Raw genomic sequence first — 17,315 nt, 5'->3', positions numbered from 1 at the left:
GGGTCGAAGATCGACCCGGGCCACCGGTGTTTCGCCGTATCGGTACGCCGACGCTCAGTCGGCCAGCTCACGGGAATCGCTGGTCTCGAAGACCACCAGCTCGGTGAGCTTGACCCGCAGCCGCTCGCGCAGCTGATCGGGTGCGGTCTCGTTGCCGCAGCAACGGGCGACCAGTGCCCGCACCTCCTGTTCGAGCCCGTACTCGCGCAGGCACGGCCCGCACTCGTCGAGGTGGTGCCGGATCAGCGAGCGCCGCTCGTCGGCGCACTCGAGATCCAGGTAGAGGTAGACCTCCGCGAGCACCTCGCGGCAGTCCGTCTCGTGCGGCTTTCCACAGCTCACGTCACACCTCCCGGCCGGCAGCGGCAGCGGCAGAGCCCTTCGCGGACCGGGCGGGGCTGAAGCCCCGCTCCGCGGCGTACTGCTCGAGCAGCTTGCGCAGATTACGACGGCCGCGGTGCAGACGCGACATCACGGTGCCGATCGGCGTGCCCATGATGTCGGCGACCTCCTTGTAGGAGAAGCCCTCCACGTCGGTCAGGTAGACGGCCAGGCGGAACTCCTCCGGCAACTGCTGGAGGGCCTCCTTCACGTCGCTGTCCGGCAGCCGGTCCAGAGCCTCGGTCTCGGCCGAGCGCAGCCCGCTGGAGGTGTGCGACTCGGCCTCGGCGAGCTGCCAGTCGGTGATCTCCTCCGTGGGCGCCTGGATCGGTTGGCGCTGCCGCTTGCGGTAGGAGTTGATGTAGGTGTTGGTCAGGATCCGGTAGAGCCAGGCCTTCAGGTTCGTGCCCTGCTCGAACTGGTGGAAGGCCGCGTACGCCTTCAGGTAGGTCTCCTGGACCAGGTCTTCGGCATCCGCCGGGTTGCGCGTCATGCGCAGCCCAGCAGCGTAGAGCTGATCGACGAATGGCATCGCGTCCCGCTCGAACCGGGCCCTGCGCTCGTCCGTCTTCTCGGTGGTCAACCGCACATCCCCTCGCGTCGGATGCTTTCCCGCCGAGGATACGCGCACGGACCTGCCCACAGATTCACTTCCGGCTGGTGTGCCCGTGCTCACCGCACCCACCCCGCCCGGTCCCGCTGTCACGGGCCAGTCCGGACCATCCAGCAGCCGCTGTAGCTGCCGGGCGTCCCGCTCGTCCCGTTCCAGGCTTCGTGTCTCGGTCGGCACCGGTCACCCCCCTCGCAGAAAAGTCGTCCGGGGTTAGTAACGCGAGATGACCGGTGGGGCATTCCGCCCGGCTCTCCCGTTCCTGGTCCCGGCCCCGGTGGCGCCGGCGCTGGGACCAGGAAGGGCCTGGGAGGACTGGCGCCGTCCGTCCGAATCGGGCCGGCGGCACCAACGGATGCAACGACCCGTGGCCGGCGGCGGAAACGGTCGGACGGTTCAGTCGGCCGTCCAGCGGTGCCGGCGCAGCCAGTCCCGCACCACGTCCGCGGTGCCGGCCGGATCCCGCCGTAGGTCGTGCGTCTCACCCGGCCGGGTCACGACCTGCACGCCCGGCCCCGACGCCGGCACCCCGAACGGGTCCCGGTCGCCGTTGACCACCAGCGTCGGCAGGCCGGTGGCCAGTTCGGCGGCCCGGGAGCGTTCCGGCCGGCCGGGCGGGTGCAGCGGGAAGGCCAGCGCGACGACGCCGGCGGCGCCCACCGCGCGGGCCGTCCGGCAGGCCACCCGCGCGCCGCTGGAACGACCTCCGACCAGCAACGTGGGCACCTCGTCGTGGCGAGCGCGCAGCGCGGCGAGCACTGCCGTCCACGCCTCGTCGAGGTGCCCGGCGGGGGCCGGCGCGCGACGGCCGGCGACCCGGTAGGGCTGGGTCACCCGGATCACCGTCAGGCCGGCCGCGACCGCCGTGTCCCGCACCGCGAGCAGGTCGGGCGCGTCCACGCTGCCGCCCGCCCCGTGCCCGAGCACCAGCAGGGCGGTCGCCGACCGGGCCGGCAGGTCGGTGTCGATCCGCGCCGGACCGCGGGGCGTGTTGATCTCTTCGCTGGGCAGCACCGACCCATTCTGCGCCGCCCTCGCCGATCACCGGGATGGTTCGCCCCGGCGGTCAGCTCAGCGGCACCAGGGTGAGCAGGCGGTCGCGTACCGGAGGGCCGGCGTCGTCGGCCGCGTCCGGATCGGGCTCCACCTCGCCGCGCCAGGCGACCAGCATCGCCCGCCGCTCGCGGGGTGTGGTCGCGCCCCACACGCCGTGGCAGTCGCCGACCTCCAGCGCCCATGCCAGGCAGGAACCCTGCACGTCACAACTGCGGCACAGCGCGACGGCGGCGTCCGCCGGTTCGTTCGGCGCCGGAAAGAACGTCTCCGGATCGACGCTCTGGCACGTCCCTCTGGTGCGCCACGCGTCGTCCTGTCGGCGTTCTCGCAAGGCCCGCAGCAGCCGCGGATCTCTCCGTGCCGCAGCCACCTCGTGCGGACGGGGCATACGCGCCCGTGTCATTCCACCCACCTCCCCCGTGGGACCGGCAAGATCGGTGGATGTCGTCCGCCCCGTGCGAATCGACAGCCACTACCGGCGCTGTGTTGTATCGCACTTCTGGACACCGGGACAAGGGGCTACGGAGAACATGGCTGAACGGCCAGGCGACGAATCGAGCAGAACCCTGGCAAATCGGTGCCCGACGATGCCTGTCATCTTCAGAACAGGGTCAGCTCCGATGGGGCCGGCAGCGGCGGAACGGACACTCGGGCGGTCAACTCCGGGCCGTCGTTGCGGACGTCACCCACCGCCGGCCCGACCGGGCGGATCTCCAACCCGGCCAGCCGATCGGGCGACGCGGGCGCGAGCAGGCGTTCGGGCTCGTCGCACGGCCCCAGCCAGGACGACCACTGATCGGGCGGCAGCAGCACCGGCATCCGGTCGTGCACCTCGGCCAGCTCGCCGAGCGCCGCGGTGGTCAGCACGCTGAAGGTGAGCCGACTCTCGGCGCCGGACTCCCAGACCGACCAGATGCCGGCCAGGGCGAGCACCGAGCCGTCGGCCGGGGTCATGAAGTACGCCTGCCGGCCGCCGTCGGGCTGGCGGACCCACTCGTACCAGCCGTCGGCCGGGACCAGGCAGCGGCGGCGGGTGAACGCGCCGGCGTACGCCCGACTGGTGGCCACCGTCTCGGCCCGCGCGTTGATCATGCGGGCCGCGCCGGCGGCGGAACGGGACCAGTGCGGCAGAAACCCCCAGCGGGCGACACAGAGGCTGCGGTGCCCTTCCGGGGTGAGCCGGACCAGCGGCACGCGATCGGTGGGCGCGACGTTGTGATCCGGCCGGATTGCGCCGTCGGTGTCGTCGGACGACTCGAACAGCGCGCTCAACTCGCCGGAGCCACGGGTCGTCGCGTACCTGCCGCACATGGGCTCACGCTAACCCGCCGGGGGCCCGGCCTGCTGTCCCGCCAACCGGGAGTACGACCGCCGGTCGGCGTCACTCACCGGCCGACACGGCAGAATGTAACCGTGGGGAATCTGACCGCGACCCGGCCGCCGCAGCCGTGGAGCGCACCGACCGCGTCCGACCCGGTGTCGGCGACACTGCGCCTGCCCGGCTCCAAGTCGATGACCGCCCGCGCCCTGGTGCTCAGCGCCGTGGCCGCCGGGCCGTCGACCCTGGCCGAGCCGCTGCGCGCCCGTGACACCGAGCTGATGGCCGCCGGCCTGCGCGCGATGGGCACCTACGTGTCGATCAACGACGACGAGCGTTGGCTGGTCCGGCCGCACCCGCTGGTCGGCCCCGCCCACGTGGACGTGGGGCTGGCCGGCACCGTGATGCGGTTCCTGCCGCCGGTGGCAGGGCTGACCGACGGGCAGGTCACCTTCGACGGCGACCCGTACGCCCGCACCCGCCCGCTCGGCCCGCTGGTCGACGCGCTGCGCTCGCTGGGCGTCCGGATCGACGCCACCGGGACGGGCAGCCTCCCGCTGACCGTGCTCGGCACCGGTGGGGTCACCGGCGGCGAGGTGGTGATCGACGCGTCCGCGTCCAGCCAGCTGGTCTCCGGTCTGCTGCTGGCCGCCCCGCGCTTCGACCGGGGCCTCGTGGTGCGCCACGTCGGTGCGCCGGTGCCCTCCGCGCCGCACCTGCGGATGACCGTGCAGATGCTGCGGGCCGCCGGCGCCGCCGTCGACGACACCACCCCCGACGTCTGGACCGTCGAGCCCGGCCCGCTCACCGGGCGTGGCTGGGAGATCGAGCCGGACCTCTCCGGCGCGGTGCCGTTCTTCGCCGCTGCCCTGGTCACCGGCGGCGAGGTGACCCTGCAGGGTTGGCCGCACAGCAGCGCCCAGCCGGTCGAGCAACTCCGCTCGCTGCTGCAGCGGATGGGCGGCGAGGTCACCCTCTCCACCAACGGGCTGACCGTGCGCGGCACCGGGGTGGTGCACGGCCTGACCGCCGATCTGTCCGACGTCAGCGAGCTGACCCCCGCGCTGACCGCGCTGGCCATGCTTGCCGACTCGCCGTCGGTCTTCACCGGTGTCGGGCACATCCGCGGCCACGAGACCGACCGGCTGGCCGCGCTGGCGCGGGAGTTCGCCGCCCTCGGGGCCGACATCACGGAGACACCGGACGGGCTGGAGATCCGGCCTCGCCCGCTGCGCGGCGGGATGTTCCGCACCTACCACGACCACCGGATGGCCCACGCCGCCGCGGTGGCCGGGCTCGCCGTTCCGGGCATCGAGGTGGACGACGTGGGGTGTACCTCCAAGACCATGCCCGAGTTCCCGGCACTATGGTCAGCGATGGTGACCGGCAAGAACTGACGCGAGAAGGGGACAGGTCCTGGCGACCAAACGGCGGGAGTACGACGAGGACGACGTACGCGTCCGACCCGGAAAGTCGTCGCGCCCGCGTACGCGCACCCGCCCGCAGCACGCCGACGCGGTGGACGGCTTCGTCATCGCCGTCGACCGGGGGCGCTACCAGTGCGTGCTGGCCGGGGCCGAACGCGGCGTGGTGGGGGCCGAGCTGCCCACGGTGACCGCGATGCGGGCCCGGGAGCTGGGCCGCAAGTCGGTGGTCGTGGGTGACCGCGTCAGCCTGGTCGGCGACACCTCCGGCGCGGAGGGTGCTCTCGCCCGGATCGTCCGGATCGCCGTGCGCCGCTCGGTGCTGCGCCGCACCGCTGACGACGACGAGACCACCGCCGAGGGTCGGCTGGAACGGGTGGTGGTGGCGAACGCCGACCAGTTGGTGATCGTCAGCGCGTTGGCCGATCCGCCGCCGCGCACCGGGTTCATCGACCGCTGCCTGGTGGCCGCGTACGACGCGGACGTCGAGCCGCTGCTCTGCCTCACGAAGGCCGACCTGGCCGGGCCGGAGGAGGTGCTGGGCTACTACACCGAGCTGGAGCTGCCGTACGTGCTCAACCGCCCCGACTCCGACCTCGCCGCGCTCCGTGCGCTGCTGAGCGGCAAGGTGTCGGTACTGGTCGGGCACTCCGGGGTGGGCAAGTCGACGCTTGTCAACCGCCTCGTCCCGGAGGCGCTGCGCGCGGTCGGCGTGGTCAGCGCGATCGGCCGGGGCCGGCACACCTCGACCAGCGCCGTGGCGCTGCGGCTGCCACCGGTGCCGGGCGTCGACACCGACCCGGGCTGGATCATCGACACCCCCGGTATCCGCAGCTTCGGGCTGGCGCACGTCTCCGCCGACAGCCTGCTGCACGGCTTCCCGGACCTGGTCGAGGGCACCGTCGACTGCCCGCCCAACTGTCAGCACACGGCCGACGAGACCGACTGCGCGCTGGACGCCTGGGTGGCCGCCGGCAAGGCCGACCCGCGCCGGCTGGCGTCGTACCGCCGGTTGCTCGCCTCGCGGGCCGGCGAGGGCGACGCGCGCGGCGACAGCGACCAGCGCGGGCCCGGCGAGGGTGACCGGCGCGGGCCCGACGAGTGACCCGCGAGGCGTCGGCTAGGTTGCCGGCATGACCGGCTACGCCGACGACCTCGCCCTCGCCCACCTGCTCGCCGACCGGGCCGACGCCATCGCCATGACCCGGTTCCGGGCGCTCGACCTGCGGGTGGAGACGAAGCCCGACCTGACCCCGGTCTCCGACGCGGACACGGCCGTGGAACGGGAGATCCGCGCGCTGCTGGCCGAGCACCGGCCCGCCGACGGGCTGCTCGGCGAGGAGTACGGCGCCGAGCCGGCCACCGATCCGAACGGCCGGCGGTGGATCGTCGACCCGATCGACGGCACCAAGAACTTCGTCCGTGGGGTGCCGATCTGGGCCAGCCTGATCGCGCTGTACGACGGCGACCGACCGGCCGTCGGCGTGGTGTCGGCGCCGGCGTTGGACCGACGCTGGTGGGCGAGCGCCGGCGCGGGCGCGTACGCCGGGCGGGGCCCGGCCGCGGGCGACCGGATCGGGGTCTCGGCCGTGCGCCGGGTCGCCGACGCGAGCGTCTGCTACTCGTCCCTGACCGGGTGGGAGGACGCCGGGCGCCTCGACGCGATGCTCGACCTGCTGCGGGCCGGTTGGCGCAGCCGGGCGTACGGCGACTTCTACGGCTACATGCTGTTGGCCGAGGGCGCACTGGACGTGATGGCCGAGCCGGAGTTGTCGCTGTGGGACGTGGCGGCGCTGGTGCCGATCATCACGGAGGCGGGTGGGACGGTCACGGATCTGAGCGGTCGACCGTCCCCGACCGGCGAGCCGGGCACCGAGAGCAGTGTGGTGGCCACCAACGGTGTGCTGCACGCCGACATCCTCGCCCGGCTGGATCGACCAGCCGAGCGCTGACCCCCGGCAACCTCTATCCTCGCCAGGTGGTCTCCTCCGGCTGGTGCTTCCTCGCGGCGATGATCGTCGCGTACGGCTTCGCCAACCTGCTCCAGTCGGTGGCCGCGGCGCGCACCACCGTCCACCACACCTTCGATCCGGGTCTGCTGCTGCGACTGGCCGGGCACCGGACGTATCTGGTGGGGCTGGGCTGCCAGATCGGCGGGTTCGTGCTCGCCTTCCTGGCCCGGCGGGACCTGCCCCTGTTCCTGGTGCAGGCGAGCGTGGCGGCCGGGCTCGGGGTGACCGCCATCATCGGCGTGCTGGTGCTGAAGTGGCGGTTGCCGGTGGCGGAGGTGGCCCTGCTGGCGCTGCTCTTCGCCGGGATCACCGCGCTGGTGCTGGCCGCGCGGCCGGCGCCGTCGAAGCAGCTCGGCACCGCTGGCTCGGTGGCCCTGCTGGTGGCGCTCGGGGTCATCGCGGTGCTCGGTTTCTTCGCCGTCCGACTGCACGGGGCGCCCGGGTCGGTGGCCCTGGGCTCGCTGGCCGGGCTGGCGTTCTCCTCGGCGGCCGTCGCGGCCCGGCCGCTGGCCTCCGCGCCGTCGGCCGAGGCGTTCCTCGCCAACCCGCTGTTCTACCTGCTGATCGCCCACTCGATCGTCGGCCAACTGCTGCTCGGCCTGGCCATGCAGCGCGGTTCGACGACCGCTGCGGTCGCCGCCATGGACGCCGCCGGAGCGGTGCCGGCGGCGATCGTCGGCCTGCTGCTGCTCAACGACAAGATCTGGCCGGGTCGGGAGTGGCTGGCCGCCACCGGTTTCCTGGTCACCCTGGCCGCCGTGATCGGCCTGACCCGCTACGCGCAGCCGCAGCAGCACCGCTCGGTGGCGCACCGCCACGACCGGGCCATGGTCGGCGCCGGCCGGCCCGTCTGACCGCAAACCCACGCCGCACCGAAGGGAGCGGCGTGGGTTTCTCGGCTCAGGCTTCGACGGGCTTGCGGCGGCTCACCACCCGCTCGTAGAGACGTTCCAACGCCCCGGCGGTCCGCTCCCACGTGTAGCTGCTGCGGACCCGGTCCACGGCGGCGTGACCGTAGGCGAACCGGCCGGCGTTGTCGGCGAGCAGCCGGCGCAGGGAGACCCCGAGCGTCCGCACGTCGCCGGGGGGCACCAGACGGCCGGTTACCTCGTCGACCACCGCGTCCGCCAGGCCGCCCATCGCGTAACCGACCACCGGCACCCCGCAGGCCATGGCCTCCAGGGAGACCCGTCCCGCCGAGGAGTAGTGCGGCGTGCAGGCCACCACGTCGGCCGACCGGTACCAGGTGGCCATCTGGTCGTGCGGCACCGCCCCGACCAGGCGCACCTGCTCGGCCACCCCGGCCCGCTCGGCCAGCTCGCGGAGGCGACGTGCCTCCGCGTGGTTGGCCAGCTGGCCGGCCGGTGGGCCACCGGCGATCACCAGTTCGGCGTCGCCGACCAGCCGCATCGCCCGGATCAGGTCGTCCTGGCCATGCCCCGGGGACAGTCCGCCGACGGAGAGGATCCGGGCCCGCTGTTCGCGCGGGGCCGCCTCGCCGTCGGGGTGGAACTGCGCGGTGTCCACCCCGGCCGGCACCATCGCCACGGAGGTACGTTGCAGACCCATCCGGGTCAGCTCGTCCACCTCGTCGTTGCACTGGGCGACGGCGATGTCCACCGCCCGGGTCAGCGCTCGCTCCAGCGGGATCCGCTCCCCCGGGCCGTCGTACTCGCCGCCCAGGTGGCGCAGCTGCTCCACACCGAGCGAATGGAAGGTCTGCACGACCGGGATGTCGGTCTCCCGGACGGCGTGCGCGGCGGCCAGGCCACCGATCCAGTAGTGCCCGTGCACCACCTCGGGGCGCCAGGCGCCGCCCCACTCGTCGGTCAGCCAGCGCCCGAACTCGGTGACGTGCGGGATCAGACCGGCGGTGGGCAGGGCGGTCGCCGGGCCGACGGGCACCCGGTGCACCCGGTAGCCGCCGACGTCCACAGTCGCCGGCAGGTCCGGGTCGTCCCGGCGCTCGTAGATGCGGACATCGTGGCCTCTGCCAGCCAGCTCGGCGGCGACCCGCGCGATGTGTTGTTGGGTGCCGACCGGCGGGCCGTCGGCGTGCCGGTACGAGCTGGTGTGCGCGCAGACGAGGCCGACGCGCATGGGTCACCTCCCTGCGATCTTTTCCTCGGCGGTCCCGGTCAGAGCGTCCCATTAACCTCGGAGCCCCGAGCCGAAACCTGGCAGATCGGGAACAGTCACCGCGAGTGCCGCCGACACTTGCGCCACGGCAACCACATGAGCCCCGATTCGACGACGTATCGGACGGATCGCCGATGATCGTCGGGCGGCTGCTGGTATGACCGGGCCCGCCCGGGGGTACCGCTGGAGAATGCCGCTGACCCGCACCCTCGACGATTCGACCGTGGTGATCACCGGCGCGTCCAGCGGGATCGGCACCGCCACCGCGTACGCGCTGGCTCGCCGGGGCGCCGCCGTGGTGCTCGCCGCCCGCAGCGAGCCCGCGCTGCGACAGGTCGCGCAGCGCTGCCGGGAGCTGGGCGGCCGGGCGGTGGCCGTCCCGACCGACGTGACCGACCTGGAGTCGGTGCAGCGGCTGGCCGACCGCGCGGTGGGCGAATTCGGCCGCATCGACGCCTGGGTGAACAACGCCGCGGTGAGCGCGGTGGGCCTGTTCGACGAGATCCCCGTCGCCGAGTTCCGGCGCGTGCTGGAGGTCAACCTGCTGGGCACGGTGCACGGCATCAAGGCCTCGTTGCCGTACCTCGGCGCGGCCGGCGGCGGCGTGCTGGTCAACAACGCGTCGGTGCTGGCCGAGGTGGCGATGCCCTACCAGTCGGCGTACAACGCGGCCAAGCACGGCATCCGCGGGCTGACCGACACCGTCCGGCAGGAGCTGCGGGTCACCGGTCGGGGGCAGATCTCCGTCTGCACCGTGCTGCCGGCCACCATCGACACCCCTTTCTTCCGGCACGCGGCCAACCACAGCGGTCGCGAGCTGGTGCCACCCCCGCCGATCTACCCGCCGGAGGTGGTCGCCGAGACGATCGTGCGGTTGCTGCGCCGGCCGCGTCGCGAGGCGTACGCCGGTGGCGCCGCGCGGCTGCTCGGCCTGCAGTGGCGGTTGGCGCCGGCGCTGGTCGAGCGCACTCTCGGCTGGTACGTCCACCGCACCCAGTTCGGTCCGGGTGCGCGGCTGGACAGCACCGGAAACGTGTTCCACGCCGACGGGCAGGCCAGCCGCGGTGGTGGCTGGCACGGTCGGCGGCGTCAGCTGGTGCGGATGACCGCCGCGTTCGGTCTCGCCGCGGCCGGCACCGCCGTCGGCACGATGGCCATGAACCGCCGCTCCCGGTCGGATCACTGATGGCTGGGGTCGATCGACCGGACGCGCCGTTCGTCCGCGGGCCACGCCCCGAGGCGACCATCCCGGTGGACGAGCGCTGTCGGGTGGAGGTCGACGAGTCGTCCCCGGTCATCCGGTTGAGCGGGGTGCTCGACACCGCCGAGGCCGACCGGGTCCACGACGCGTTGCTCGCACGGCTCAGCGACCGGCCCGGCCCGGTGGTCGCCGACGTGACCGGGCTGCGGGTCACCGACCCGGCCGGACGGAGCGTCTTCGCCGAGGTCCGCCGGGAGATCGCCGACTGGCCGGCCGCGGACCTGCTGCTGTGCGACCCGGCGGTCTCCGGGCCCGGTCGCCCCGACGCCGTCCTGGCGGGTGTGCCGGCCTGGCCCACCCTCGACGCCGCGCTGGCCGCGGTCGCCGCGGCGCTGGCGGCGGTGCTGACCGCCGAGCTGCCGCCGACCGCGGAGTCCGCCCGGCAGGCCCGCGAGCTGGTCGCCACCGGTTGTGCGCGCTGGGGCATGCCGGCCCTGACCGAGCCGGCGCAGATCGCGGTCACCGAGATGGTCAACAACGTGGTCACGCACGCCCGGACCCCGATGAGCGTCCGGTTGGCGCCGCAGGACCACACCCTGCGCCTGGCGGTTCGGGACCACTCGTCGCGCCGGCCCACGTTCGCCGGTCTGTCCCCGCCGAACCGGGTGGGTGGCCGGGGTCTGCTGCTGATCGACACCGTGGCCCGCCGGTGGGGCACCAGCATGGTGCCGGACGGCAAGGTCGTCTGGTGCGTGCTGCATCCGGACGACGAGGCGGCGCACGGCTGACGGGCTTCCCGCACCCGGTGTCCGGTTCGCCGCCGCATGACCGGCGGTGCTCCGGTTACGGCGGGAGGGCAGCGGGTAGTGATCAGACATGCGCGACAACGAGTACCCGACCCCCGTGTCCGACACCGAGGCGGAGGGGCTGCCCGACACCGCCGATGACGACTCGAGCGCCAACGACGACGTGCTCACCGGGCGCGAGGCGGACGGCCCGGAGCCGGCCCAGCTGCCCGGCGACCGGACGCCGGTGGCGGTGGACCGCTTCGGGACGACCGCCGAGGAGCAACTGGACGGGGAGTCGTTGGACTACAAGCTCGACCGAGAGGTCTACGAGCGCCCGGTGGACGACCCCCTGGCCGGCCCGGTCGACCCGAAGATCGCCTTCGAGGCGGAGAACGAGGCCGCCGCGGCGGAGGCCCAGCTGGACGCCGACGTGATGGACCCGGGGCCCACCTCGGATCCCAACTCGCCGGTCTCCCTCTACGACCACGGCCAGCTCGGCACGGTCGCCGACGCCACCGTGGGCCGGCTCGTGGAACCGGACGAGGGGGCGCACACCGACCAGGAGACCGACTCCGTGGCGTACGACGCCGGGTCGGCGGGCGGCGGGGCGACCGCGGAGGAGCTGGCCATCCACGAGACCGAGCCGCCGCGCTCGGTCTGAGCGATCAGTCGTCCAGGCCACGCTCGATCGCGTAACGGGTCAACTCGACCCGGTTGTGCAGCTGCAGCTTGCCCAGCGTGTTCTGCACGTGGTTCTGCACGGTGCGGTGGGACAGGCCGAGCCGCTGCGCGATCTGCTTGTACGACATTCCCTTGGCCACCAGGCGCAGCACCTCCGTCTCCCGGTCGGTGAGGCGGGGCATTCCCGGCTCCGCGTCCCCGCTCGTGCCCTGTCCCGGCCCGGCGGCCATCCGCCGGTACTCCCCCAGCACCAACCCCGCCAGGCCGGGCGTGAAGACCGGGTCACCGGCGGCGGTGCGGCGGACCGCGTCGAGGAACGCGGCGGGCGCCGTCGACTTCACCAGGTAGCCGGTGGCGCCCGCCTTGACCGCGTCGAGCACGCTCTGCTCCTCGCCGCTGGCGCTGAGCATCAGCACCCGGACCTCGGGCAGCGCGGCGCGCAGCCCGACGACCACCTCGACCCCGGAGATGTCCGGTAGTTGCAGGTCGAGGACCACCACGTCGGGTCGGGCGGCGGCGGCGACCCGGATCGCCTGCCGCCCCTCGCCGCTGGTCGCCACCACCAGGAAGCCAGCCTCGGCCAGATCTCGGGCCACGCCCTCGCGCCACATCGGATGGTCGTCGACCACCATCACCCGCACCGCCGTCACCGCTGCACCCTCGGCACGATCAGCTCGATCTCGGTGCCCGCGTCGGGGGTCGACATGATCCGGACCGTACCCCCGAGGTCGGTCACCCGACCGCGGATCGACTGGGCCACGCCGAGCCGCCCCTGCGCGGCGGCCTCGACCAGTCTGCCGTCCGGGATGCCCGGCCCCTCGTCGCGGATCGACACGGTCACGGTCTCCCCCTCATCCTCGATCAACACCCAGGCCCGCCCGCCGGCGTGGCGGCCCACGTTGTCCAGGGCCGCGCCGGCCGCCGCCGCCAACTCGCCGGCCACCTGCCGGGGCAGGGTCACCGGCGTGGCGGGGGCCGAGAGCGACACCGCCGCCGAGGCGTACCGGCCGAGCAGGCTCCGCAGGTCCACCACTTCCGCCCCGGCGGCGGCCGGTGCGGTGCCCGCGATCAGTGCCCGCAGGGCGGCCTCCTGCTCACCGGCGAGCCGGGCCAGTTCGCCGGCCTCGCCGGGCAGGTGCGCGCCGCGCCGCTGCACCAGCGCCAGCACCTGGAGCACCGAGTCGTGGATGTCGCGTGCCAGTCGTTCCCGCTCCCGGGTGGCCGCCTCCAGCTCCACCGCGTGTTGCAGGCGTTCCTCGGCGGCCACGGCGAGCCGGGCGACATGGCCGACCACCACCCCGGCGAGCAGCAGCAGGATCACCCCGGTGAAGGAGGACTGGCTGATCCGTTCCCGGGTGGCCACGTCCGCGCCGGCCACCAGCAGCGCGGCCACCGTGCCCCGCCGCCGGCCGCCGGAGACGGCCCAGGCCAGCACCGGGCCGGCCATCCAGGCAACCCCCAGGGTGGGTACGCCGTGGGCGAGCGCCTCCCGTCCGATCACCCAGGGGGTGGACAGCACGATGGCGACCACCACCCCGAGGTCGGCCAGCAGCAGCGGCCAGCGGCGCCAGGCGGGCCGGGCGTACCCGACGGCGGTCGCCCCGGTCCAGAGGATCATCGCCAGGATCAGGGCGCCGACGGCGAACGGGTGGTCGTACCGGTCGGCGTCGCGCACGGCGAGCGCGCAGACATACCCGAGGGAGGCCACCCGGAACACCGTGAGCGCCCGCCAGAGCGGCACCTCGAAACCACCCGGCGGCGACGGCATGGCGGTCAGGATGCCACAGCCGGGCCGACGGCGCGGGGTCACGGAGTGCGCCTCACGTAACCCTGACGTACGGTTGAAAAGCCGCGAAATACTCCGAGATCCGCTGTCGGGACGGGCCATGACGAATGCAGATCCGCACGCACCTCGTACGGTTGTGCCCATCGAACCCTCCCTCCTGATCGCCGAGGCCTTCGAGCAGGCCCAGGTGACCGAGATTCGACACTCGGTCACCTCTTGCGCGCACGCCTCCGGCCTCGACGGCCAACGGCTGGACGACTTCGTGCTGGCGGTCAACGAGTTGATCACCAACGCGGTGCGGCACGGCGGTGGGCGCGGGTGGCTGCGGCTCTGGCGGGAGCCCGGCGCGCTGTTCTGCGAGGTGGCGGACCACGGGCAGGGGATCACCCCGCAGTGGCTGGGCGACCGGAGCCGTCCCGCCCCGGACACCGCCGGCGGGTGGGGTCTCTGGCTGGCCCGGGAGCTGACCGACGCCATGGAGATCGCCACCAGCGCCGCCGGCACCACCGTCCGCATCACCGCCACCCTCGCCGCCACCGACCGCACCCAGCGCTGAGACCGGGCCGGGGCGCGGGCGGGCTCAGCCGAAGAGGGCCGAGACCGATTCCCCGTTGTGGATCCGGCGCATGGCCTCGGCCAGGGCGGGAGCCACCGAGAGGACCTGGAGTTTCCCGACCCGCTTCTCGGCCGGGATGGGGACCGTGTTGGTGCAGACGATCTCCAACACGCCGTCCTGCTCGCTGAGCCGCCGCAGCGCGTCGCCGGAGAACAGGCCGTGCGTGCAGGCCAGCCGGATCGAGCGCACCTTCAGGCCGCGCAGGTGCTCCATCAGCTCGACCACCGTGCTGCCCTTGGCGATCTCGTCGTCCAGCACGATGACGTCCCGATCGGCGACCTCGCCGATCACCGCGCTGATCTTGACCAGGTCGTCGCTGAACCGCTGCTTCGCACCGGCCGCCACCGGCGTGCCGAGCTGCCGGGCGAAGGCGGCGGCCTCCTTGGCGTTGCCCAGGTCGGGCGAGACCACCACGGTGTTGCTGAGGTCGTAGCGCCGGAAGTGGGTGGCCAACTCGCGCAGCGCGTGCAGATGATCCACCGGGACGCTGAAGAAGCCGTGCACCTGAGGCGAGTGCAGGGTCATCGCGAGCACCCGGTCCGCCCCCGCCGAGGTGAGCAGGTCGGCGACGAGCCGGGCGCCGATCGAGATCCGCGGCGCGTCCTTCTTGTCCGAGCGGGCGTACGCGTAGTGCGGCAGCACCACAGTGATCCGGCCGGCGGACGCGCCCCGCGCCGCGTCGATCATCAGCAACAGCTCGACGAGGTTCTCCTGCACCGGGGGCACCAGCGGCTGGATCAGGAAGACGTCCCGCTCCCGGCAGTTGGCTTGCAACTGCACTTCCAGGCAGTCGTTGGCGAACCGGGAGACGCGCACCGGATGCAGCGGCACCCCCAGGTGGGCGCAGATCTCGGCAGCCAGGTCGGGATGGGCGGTTCCACTGAAAACGGCGATGTCGCGCACGTTCGCACATCGTAGGCGAAGCGGAGGCCAACGTGACGGCGGTCGCTCCGCGCCGCCGGTTTGGGTACGGTGCTGCCGTGACCCCCGAGTACGTCGCCGCCATCGACCAGGGCACCACCTCCTCGCGGTGCATCGTCTTCGACTCCACCGACGCGGCCGGGCTCGCTGCGCGATCCGAGAGGATGACGAGATGCCGTACCTGGTCCTGACGATCATGGCGAGCCTCGGTCTGGCCGGCATGGCGTACGCGGTCGTCCGTTTCTGGCGGGACCTCGGCCTGCTGCGGCGGGGCGTCCGGGTGCCGGGCGAGGTGGTGGAGCTCCGTCCGGTCACCTTCGGCCACGGCCCGCGCACCTACTACCCCGTCGTTCGGTACCAGACCGTCGACCGTTCCGTGGTCACCGCGACGCCGGGGCGTTGGCGGCAGACCCCGCTGTCGACGGCGCCCGGGCCGGTCACCGTGGTGCACGAGCCCTCCCGTCCGACCCGGATCCTGGTCGAGTCGCCGGCTCTGGGGGGAACGTCCTCAGTGGTCGTGCCGTTCGTCTCGCTGTTCAGCGTGAGCGCGACCGTGCTGGCCGTCGGCATCGTGGTCTTCTCGGTCCTGAGCTGATCCGCCCTCCACAGTGGTTGGCTGCGGTGGGTACCGTCGGCCGCGCAGGCAGACGACAGCGGGAGGGGCACGATGACCGGGCCGATCGGCACCACACCAACTCCGGACGTGATGGCGCAGCTGGCGGCGCGGATGCGGGAGCAGTTGGGCCGCGGCGAGGAGCTGCGCGGCCGGTTGACCGGCCTGACCGGTCACGCGGAGAGCGAGAACGGGTTGGTGCGGGTCACCTGCACCGCCGAGGATCCCGCCCAGGAGCTGCACATCGATCCGCGGGCGCTGCGGATGCCCGCAGCCGAGCTGGCGGAGCTGATCTCCGGCCTCCTTCGGGCGGCACGGGCCGACCTCCAGCGGGCCACCGCCGAGGTGATGCGCGAGTTCGGTGGTCCGGCCGGGCCCGCGGCGGTCCTGCACGACCCGGCGGCGGCGCAGGCCAAGCTGGCGCAGCTCAACGACATGGTCAGCGGGCCGATCCGGGAGAGCACGGAGATGTTGGAACGCCTGCGGCGTCAACTGGGGGTCTGACCCGAGCCGGCCCGGAACGGGTCAGCGGCCCTGCCGCGCCCGCTTCGCGGCCGCCCGCACGAACACGACGGCGAGCGCCACCATCACCGCCAACAGGACCGAGCCCACCATCAGCGGGGCGATGAGCCAACTCATCAGGTTGACGGTGGCCCGCTCGCCGTTGGCCCAGCCGTCGACCTGCTCCCCCGCGCGCGGGGAGCCGCCGCCCACCGGGCCGGTGACCACCCGGCCGTCGGACATGCTCCAGGTGCCGCGGCACCGCTCGGTCGCCTTAGGACCGCCGAGGTCGCACGACTCGACCTGGATGCTCACCCGCTCGGCGCCGATCAGATTGCGGCCGAGGCCGACGGGCAACACCAGGAGGACCAGGACCATGAGGATCGGCACCAGGACCCGCTGCCAGCGCGGCCGGCGGGCCATCCGGGTCACGTAGTCATCGGGGGGCGTCGACGCGGACCGTCCGGATGCCATGGGTCGCAGGCTACCAGCGACGGGCATCCCCGCCCATCCATGATCCTGTTAGGCTGTCCGCGCTCCGGCACCATGAACATCGATCACGTACACGGGGAGAGTCGATGATCGAGGTTGATCCGCCGGCGATCCGTGCGCTCGGCGACACGATCGAACGTCAGGTCGGGCCGCCCCTGGACGCCTGCGCCGAGCTGCTGACGTCCGCCCGCGCCATCGAACACAGCAACTTCACCTCGGTGGTGCCGCAACTCGCGGTCGCCTACGTCGGCGCCGTCGAGTTCGTCGAGGAGCAACTGCGCACCAAGCGCGAGCACCTCACCGAGGTCCGGTCCCGGTTGGTCCGCACCGCGGACAACTGGGAGGCCGCGGAGACCGCCAGCACCATCGTCCCCCGCTGAAGACGCCGGAGACCGACATGGCAGACCCTACCTACCCCGCGGCAGCCGCGAAGATCGCGCTGGTGGAGATCAGCCTGGCCGCCGCGGTCATCCCCGCCGCCTGGCCCATCGCCCAGATCGTCTACTTCAACCAGTGCGACCCAGAGACGATCATGCGCAAGGGCGGCGACTGGCTCGCCATGTACGACCAACTCGGCACCGCCCACGACAACCTCGACGACGCCGTCGCGACCCTGACGTCGGCCCAGTGGAGCGGTCAGGACCGCGACGCGTTCGGGGTGCACATCAACGCCTACGGCGCGCAGGTCGTCGGCACCCAGGTGCTGGCGATCACCGTGGGCGTCACCATGCTCTGCGTCGGCGCCGCCCTGCTCTGCCTCGTCGTGGCGTACGCGG

At 73.2% G+C, this 17,315-nt stretch carries 23 protein-coding genes; 13 read left to right on the top strand and 10 right to left on the bottom strand.

Going from position 1 to position 17,315, the window contains the following annotated elements:
• Positions 1-54: 54 nt before the first annotated feature.
• The 5 genes from rsrA to AB0J68_RS09980 all read right to left on the bottom strand — a co-directional run bounded on the left by rsrA (position 55) and on the right by AB0J68_RS09980 (position 3,358).
• Positions 55-342, bottom strand: a complete 288-nt coding sequence (gene rsrA / locus AB0J68_RS10000) for a mycothiol system anti-sigma-R factor (RefSeq protein WP_007464731.1) — start codon at positions 340-342, stop codon at positions 55-57.
• A gap of 1 nt (position 343) precedes the next feature.
• Complete coding sequence (locus AB0J68_RS09995) at positions 344-1,171, bottom strand: sigma-70 family RNA polymerase sigma factor (RefSeq protein WP_354861333.1); 828 nt, start codon at positions 1,169-1,171, stop codon at positions 344-346.
• Between the two features lie 216 nt (positions 1,172-1,387).
• Positions 1,388-2,005, bottom strand: a complete 618-nt coding sequence (locus tag AB0J68_RS09990; protein ID WP_354861334.1) for an alpha/beta family hydrolase — start codon at positions 2,003-2,005, stop codon at positions 1,388-1,390.
• 52 nt (positions 2,006-2,057) lie between these two features.
• Positions 2,058-2,450, bottom strand: coding sequence for a WhiB family transcriptional regulator (locus AB0J68_RS09985; RefSeq protein ID WP_007464737.1), 393 nt, complete (start codon positions 2,448-2,450; stop codon positions 2,058-2,060).
• Between the two features lie 197 nt (positions 2,451-2,647).
• Positions 2,648-3,358, bottom strand: a complete 711-nt coding sequence (locus AB0J68_RS09980) for an SOS response-associated peptidase (RefSeq protein WP_354861336.1) — start codon at positions 3,356-3,358, stop codon at positions 2,648-2,650.
• A 102-nt stretch (positions 3,359-3,460) separates the two neighbouring features.
• Here AB0J68_RS09980 and aroA point away from each other — a divergent pair, with 102 nt between their 5' ends.
• The 4 genes from aroA (at position 3,461) to AB0J68_RS09960 (ending at position 7,655) form a co-directional block, all read left to right on the top strand.
• Entirely contained in the window at positions 3,461-4,762 is a 1,302-nt protein-coding gene (aroA, locus tag AB0J68_RS09975; RefSeq protein WP_354861339.1) for a 3-phosphoshikimate 1-carboxyvinyltransferase, read from the top strand.
• Positions 4,763-4,883: 121 nt separating this feature from the next.
• Positions 4,884-5,894, top strand: coding sequence for a ribosome small subunit-dependent GTPase A (gene rsgA / locus AB0J68_RS09970; RefSeq protein ID WP_354861340.1), 1,011 nt, complete (start codon positions 4,884-4,886; stop codon positions 5,892-5,894).
• A 28-nt stretch (positions 5,895-5,922) separates the two neighbouring features.
• Positions 5,923-6,741: a histidinol-phosphatase gene (hisN, locus tag AB0J68_RS09965; protein ID WP_355063675.1), complete on the top strand. Its 819-nt coding sequence runs from the start codon at positions 5,923-5,925 to the stop codon at positions 6,739-6,741.
• A 26-nt stretch (positions 6,742-6,767) separates the two neighbouring features.
• Positions 6,768-7,655, top strand: a complete 888-nt coding sequence (locus tag AB0J68_RS09960) for a hypothetical protein (RefSeq protein WP_354861344.1) — start codon at positions 6,768-6,770, stop codon at positions 7,653-7,655.
• Between the two features lie 46 nt (positions 7,656-7,701).
• Here AB0J68_RS09960 and AB0J68_RS09955 read toward each other — a convergent pair whose 3' ends face one another.
• Complete coding sequence (locus AB0J68_RS09955; protein ID WP_354861345.1) at positions 7,702-8,901, bottom strand: glycosyltransferase; 1,200 nt, start codon at positions 8,899-8,901, stop codon at positions 7,702-7,704.
• Between the two features lie 229 nt (positions 8,902-9,130).
• On the opposite strand from AB0J68_RS09955, the gene AB0J68_RS09950 reads away from it, so the two are divergent.
• The 3 genes from AB0J68_RS09950 to AB0J68_RS09940 all read left to right on the top strand — a co-directional run bounded on the left by AB0J68_RS09950 (position 9,131) and on the right by AB0J68_RS09940 (position 11,590).
• Entirely contained in the window at positions 9,131-10,126 is a 996-nt protein-coding gene (locus AB0J68_RS09950) for an SDR family oxidoreductase (RefSeq protein WP_363937588.1), read from the top strand.
• Positions 10,126-10,929, top strand: a complete 804-nt coding sequence (locus AB0J68_RS09945; RefSeq protein WP_354861348.1) for an ATP-binding protein — start codon at positions 10,126-10,128, stop codon at positions 10,927-10,929. The genes AB0J68_RS09950 and AB0J68_RS09945 overlap by 1 nt, the downstream gene beginning before the upstream one ends.
• Before the next feature lie 88 nt (positions 10,930-11,017).
• Positions 11,018-11,590 (top strand): DUF5709 domain-containing protein, encoded by a 573-nt coding sequence (locus tag AB0J68_RS09940; RefSeq protein ID WP_354861350.1) that lies wholly within the window; start codon positions 11,018-11,020, stop codon positions 11,588-11,590.
• 4 nt (positions 11,591-11,594) lie between these two features.
• Here AB0J68_RS09940 and AB0J68_RS09935 read toward each other — a convergent pair whose 3' ends face one another.
• Together AB0J68_RS09935 and AB0J68_RS09930 are read right to left on the bottom strand one after the other, a co-directional pair.
• On the bottom strand, positions 11,595-12,242 hold the full coding sequence (locus AB0J68_RS09935; RefSeq protein ID WP_355138235.1) for a response regulator transcription factor: 648 nt from the start codon (positions 12,240-12,242) through the stop codon (positions 11,595-11,597).
• Positions 12,243-12,256: 14 nt separating this feature from the next.
• Positions 12,257-13,378 (bottom strand): DUF5931 domain-containing protein, encoded by a 1,122-nt coding sequence (locus AB0J68_RS09930; protein WP_363937586.1) that lies wholly within the window; start codon positions 13,376-13,378, stop codon positions 12,257-12,259.
• A gap of 118 nt (positions 13,379-13,496) precedes the next feature.
• On the opposite strand from AB0J68_RS09930, the gene AB0J68_RS09925 reads away from it, so the two are divergent.
• Positions 13,497-13,952, top strand: a complete 456-nt coding sequence (locus AB0J68_RS09925; protein ID WP_355138085.1) for an ATP-binding protein — start codon at positions 13,497-13,499, stop codon at positions 13,950-13,952.
• Between the two features lie 24 nt (positions 13,953-13,976).
• On the opposite strand, the gene AB0J68_RS09920 is transcribed toward AB0J68_RS09925, so the two are convergent.
• Complete coding sequence (locus tag AB0J68_RS09920) at positions 13,977-14,915, bottom strand: ribose-phosphate pyrophosphokinase (protein ID WP_355138087.1); 939 nt, start codon at positions 14,913-14,915, stop codon at positions 13,977-13,979.
• A 77-nt stretch (positions 14,916-14,992) separates the two neighbouring features.
• Here AB0J68_RS09920 and AB0J68_RS09915 point away from each other — a divergent pair, with 77 nt between their 5' ends.
• The 3 genes from AB0J68_RS09915 to AB0J68_RS09905 all read left to right on the top strand — a co-directional run bounded on the left by AB0J68_RS09915 (position 14,993) and on the right by AB0J68_RS09905 (position 16,050).
• A complete protein-coding gene (locus tag AB0J68_RS09915; protein ID WP_355063682.1) occupies positions 14,993-15,124 on the top strand; it encodes a hypothetical protein in 132 nt (43 codons plus the stop codon).
• The gene (locus AB0J68_RS09910; RefSeq protein WP_363937583.1) at positions 15,106-15,528 is read left to right on the top strand and encodes a DUF3592 domain-containing protein; all 423 of its coding nucleotides are present in this window, start codon (positions 15,106-15,108) and stop codon (positions 15,526-15,528) included. Before AB0J68_RS09915 ends, AB0J68_RS09910 begins: the two co-directional genes overlap by 19 nt.
• Positions 15,529-15,600: 72 nt before the next feature.
• Entirely contained in the window at positions 15,601-16,050 is a 450-nt protein-coding gene (locus AB0J68_RS09905; RefSeq protein WP_355138091.1) for a YbaB/EbfC family nucleoid-associated protein, read from the top strand.
• A 21-nt stretch (positions 16,051-16,071) separates the two neighbouring features.
• On the opposite strand, the gene AB0J68_RS09900 is transcribed toward AB0J68_RS09905, so the two are convergent.
• Positions 16,072-16,521 carry a hypothetical protein gene (locus tag AB0J68_RS09900; protein WP_355138093.1) on the bottom strand — a complete coding sequence of 150 codons (450 nt, stop codon included), beginning with the start codon at positions 16,519-16,521 and terminating at the stop codon, positions 16,072-16,074.
• Between the two features lie 104 nt (positions 16,522-16,625).
• On the opposite strand from AB0J68_RS09900, the gene AB0J68_RS09895 reads away from it, so the two are divergent.
• Positions 16,626-16,919, top strand: a complete 294-nt coding sequence (locus AB0J68_RS09895; protein ID WP_354861363.1) for a hypothetical protein — start codon at positions 16,626-16,628, stop codon at positions 16,917-16,919.
• Positions 16,920-16,936: 17 nt separating this feature from the next.
• Positions 16,937-17,315 (top strand): hypothetical protein (locus AB0J68_RS09890; RefSeq protein ID WP_363937580.1); only part of this gene is annotated, 379 nt, incomplete at its 3' end.

The sequence above is a fragment of the Micromonospora sp. NPDC049580 genome, from assembly GCF_040675595.1.
Taxonomy (GTDB): domain Bacteria; phylum Actinomycetota; class Actinomycetes; order Mycobacteriales; family Micromonosporaceae; genus Micromonospora.
The sequence above is the reverse complement of the archived record's forward strand: the minus strand, read 5'-3'. Positions and strand labels throughout refer to the sequence as shown.

Excerpts from the sequence above, each read along its gene's own strand:
- AB0J68_RS09925 (WP_355138085.1), top strand. The coding sequence starts at position 13,497 with ATGACGAATGCAGATCCGCACGCACCTCGTACGGTTGTGCCCATCGAA.
- AB0J68_RS09900 (WP_355138093.1), bottom strand. The coding sequence starts at position 16,521 with ATGGCATCCGGACGGTCCGCGTCGACGCCCCCCGATGACTACGTGACC.
- AB0J68_RS09980 (WP_354861336.1), bottom strand. The coding sequence starts at position 3,358 with ATGTGCGGCAGGTACGCGACGACCCGTGGCTCCGGCGAGTTGAGCGCG.
- hisN (WP_355063675.1), top strand. The coding sequence starts at position 5,923 with ATGACCGGCTACGCCGACGACCTCGCCCTCGCCCACCTGCTCGCCGAC.
- AB0J68_RS09940 (WP_354861350.1), top strand. The coding sequence starts at position 11,018 with ATGCGCGACAACGAGTACCCGACCCCCGTGTCCGACACCGAGGCGGAG.
- AB0J68_RS09910 (WP_363937583.1), top strand. The coding sequence starts at position 15,106 with ATGCCGTACCTGGTCCTGACGATCATGGCGAGCCTCGGTCTGGCCGGC.
- AB0J68_RS09985 (WP_007464737.1), bottom strand. The coding sequence starts at position 2,450 with ATGACACGGGCGCGTATGCCCCGTCCGCACGAGGTGGCTGCGGCACGG.
- AB0J68_RS09945 (WP_354861348.1), top strand. The coding sequence starts at position 10,126 with ATGGCTGGGGTCGATCGACCGGACGCGCCGTTCGTCCGCGGGCCACGC.
- AB0J68_RS09905 (WP_355138091.1), top strand. The coding sequence starts at position 15,601 with ATGACCGGGCCGATCGGCACCACACCAACTCCGGACGTGATGGCGCAG.
- AB0J68_RS09935 (WP_355138235.1), bottom strand. The coding sequence starts at position 12,242 with ATGGTGGTCGACGACCATCCGATGTGGCGCGAGGGCGTGGCCCGAGAT.
- AB0J68_RS09930 (WP_363937586.1), bottom strand. The coding sequence starts at position 13,378 with ATGCCGTCGCCGCCGGGTGGTTTCGAGGTGCCGCTCTGGCGGGCGCTC.
- AB0J68_RS09950 (WP_363937588.1), top strand. The coding sequence starts at position 9,131 with ATGCCGCTGACCCGCACCCTCGACGATTCGACCGTGGTGATCACCGGC.
- AB0J68_RS09895 (WP_354861363.1), top strand. The coding sequence starts at position 16,626 with ATGATCGAGGTTGATCCGCCGGCGATCCGTGCGCTCGGCGACACGATC.
- AB0J68_RS09955 (WP_354861345.1), bottom strand. The coding sequence starts at position 8,901 with ATGCGCGTCGGCCTCGTCTGCGCGCACACCAGCTCGTACCGGCACGCC.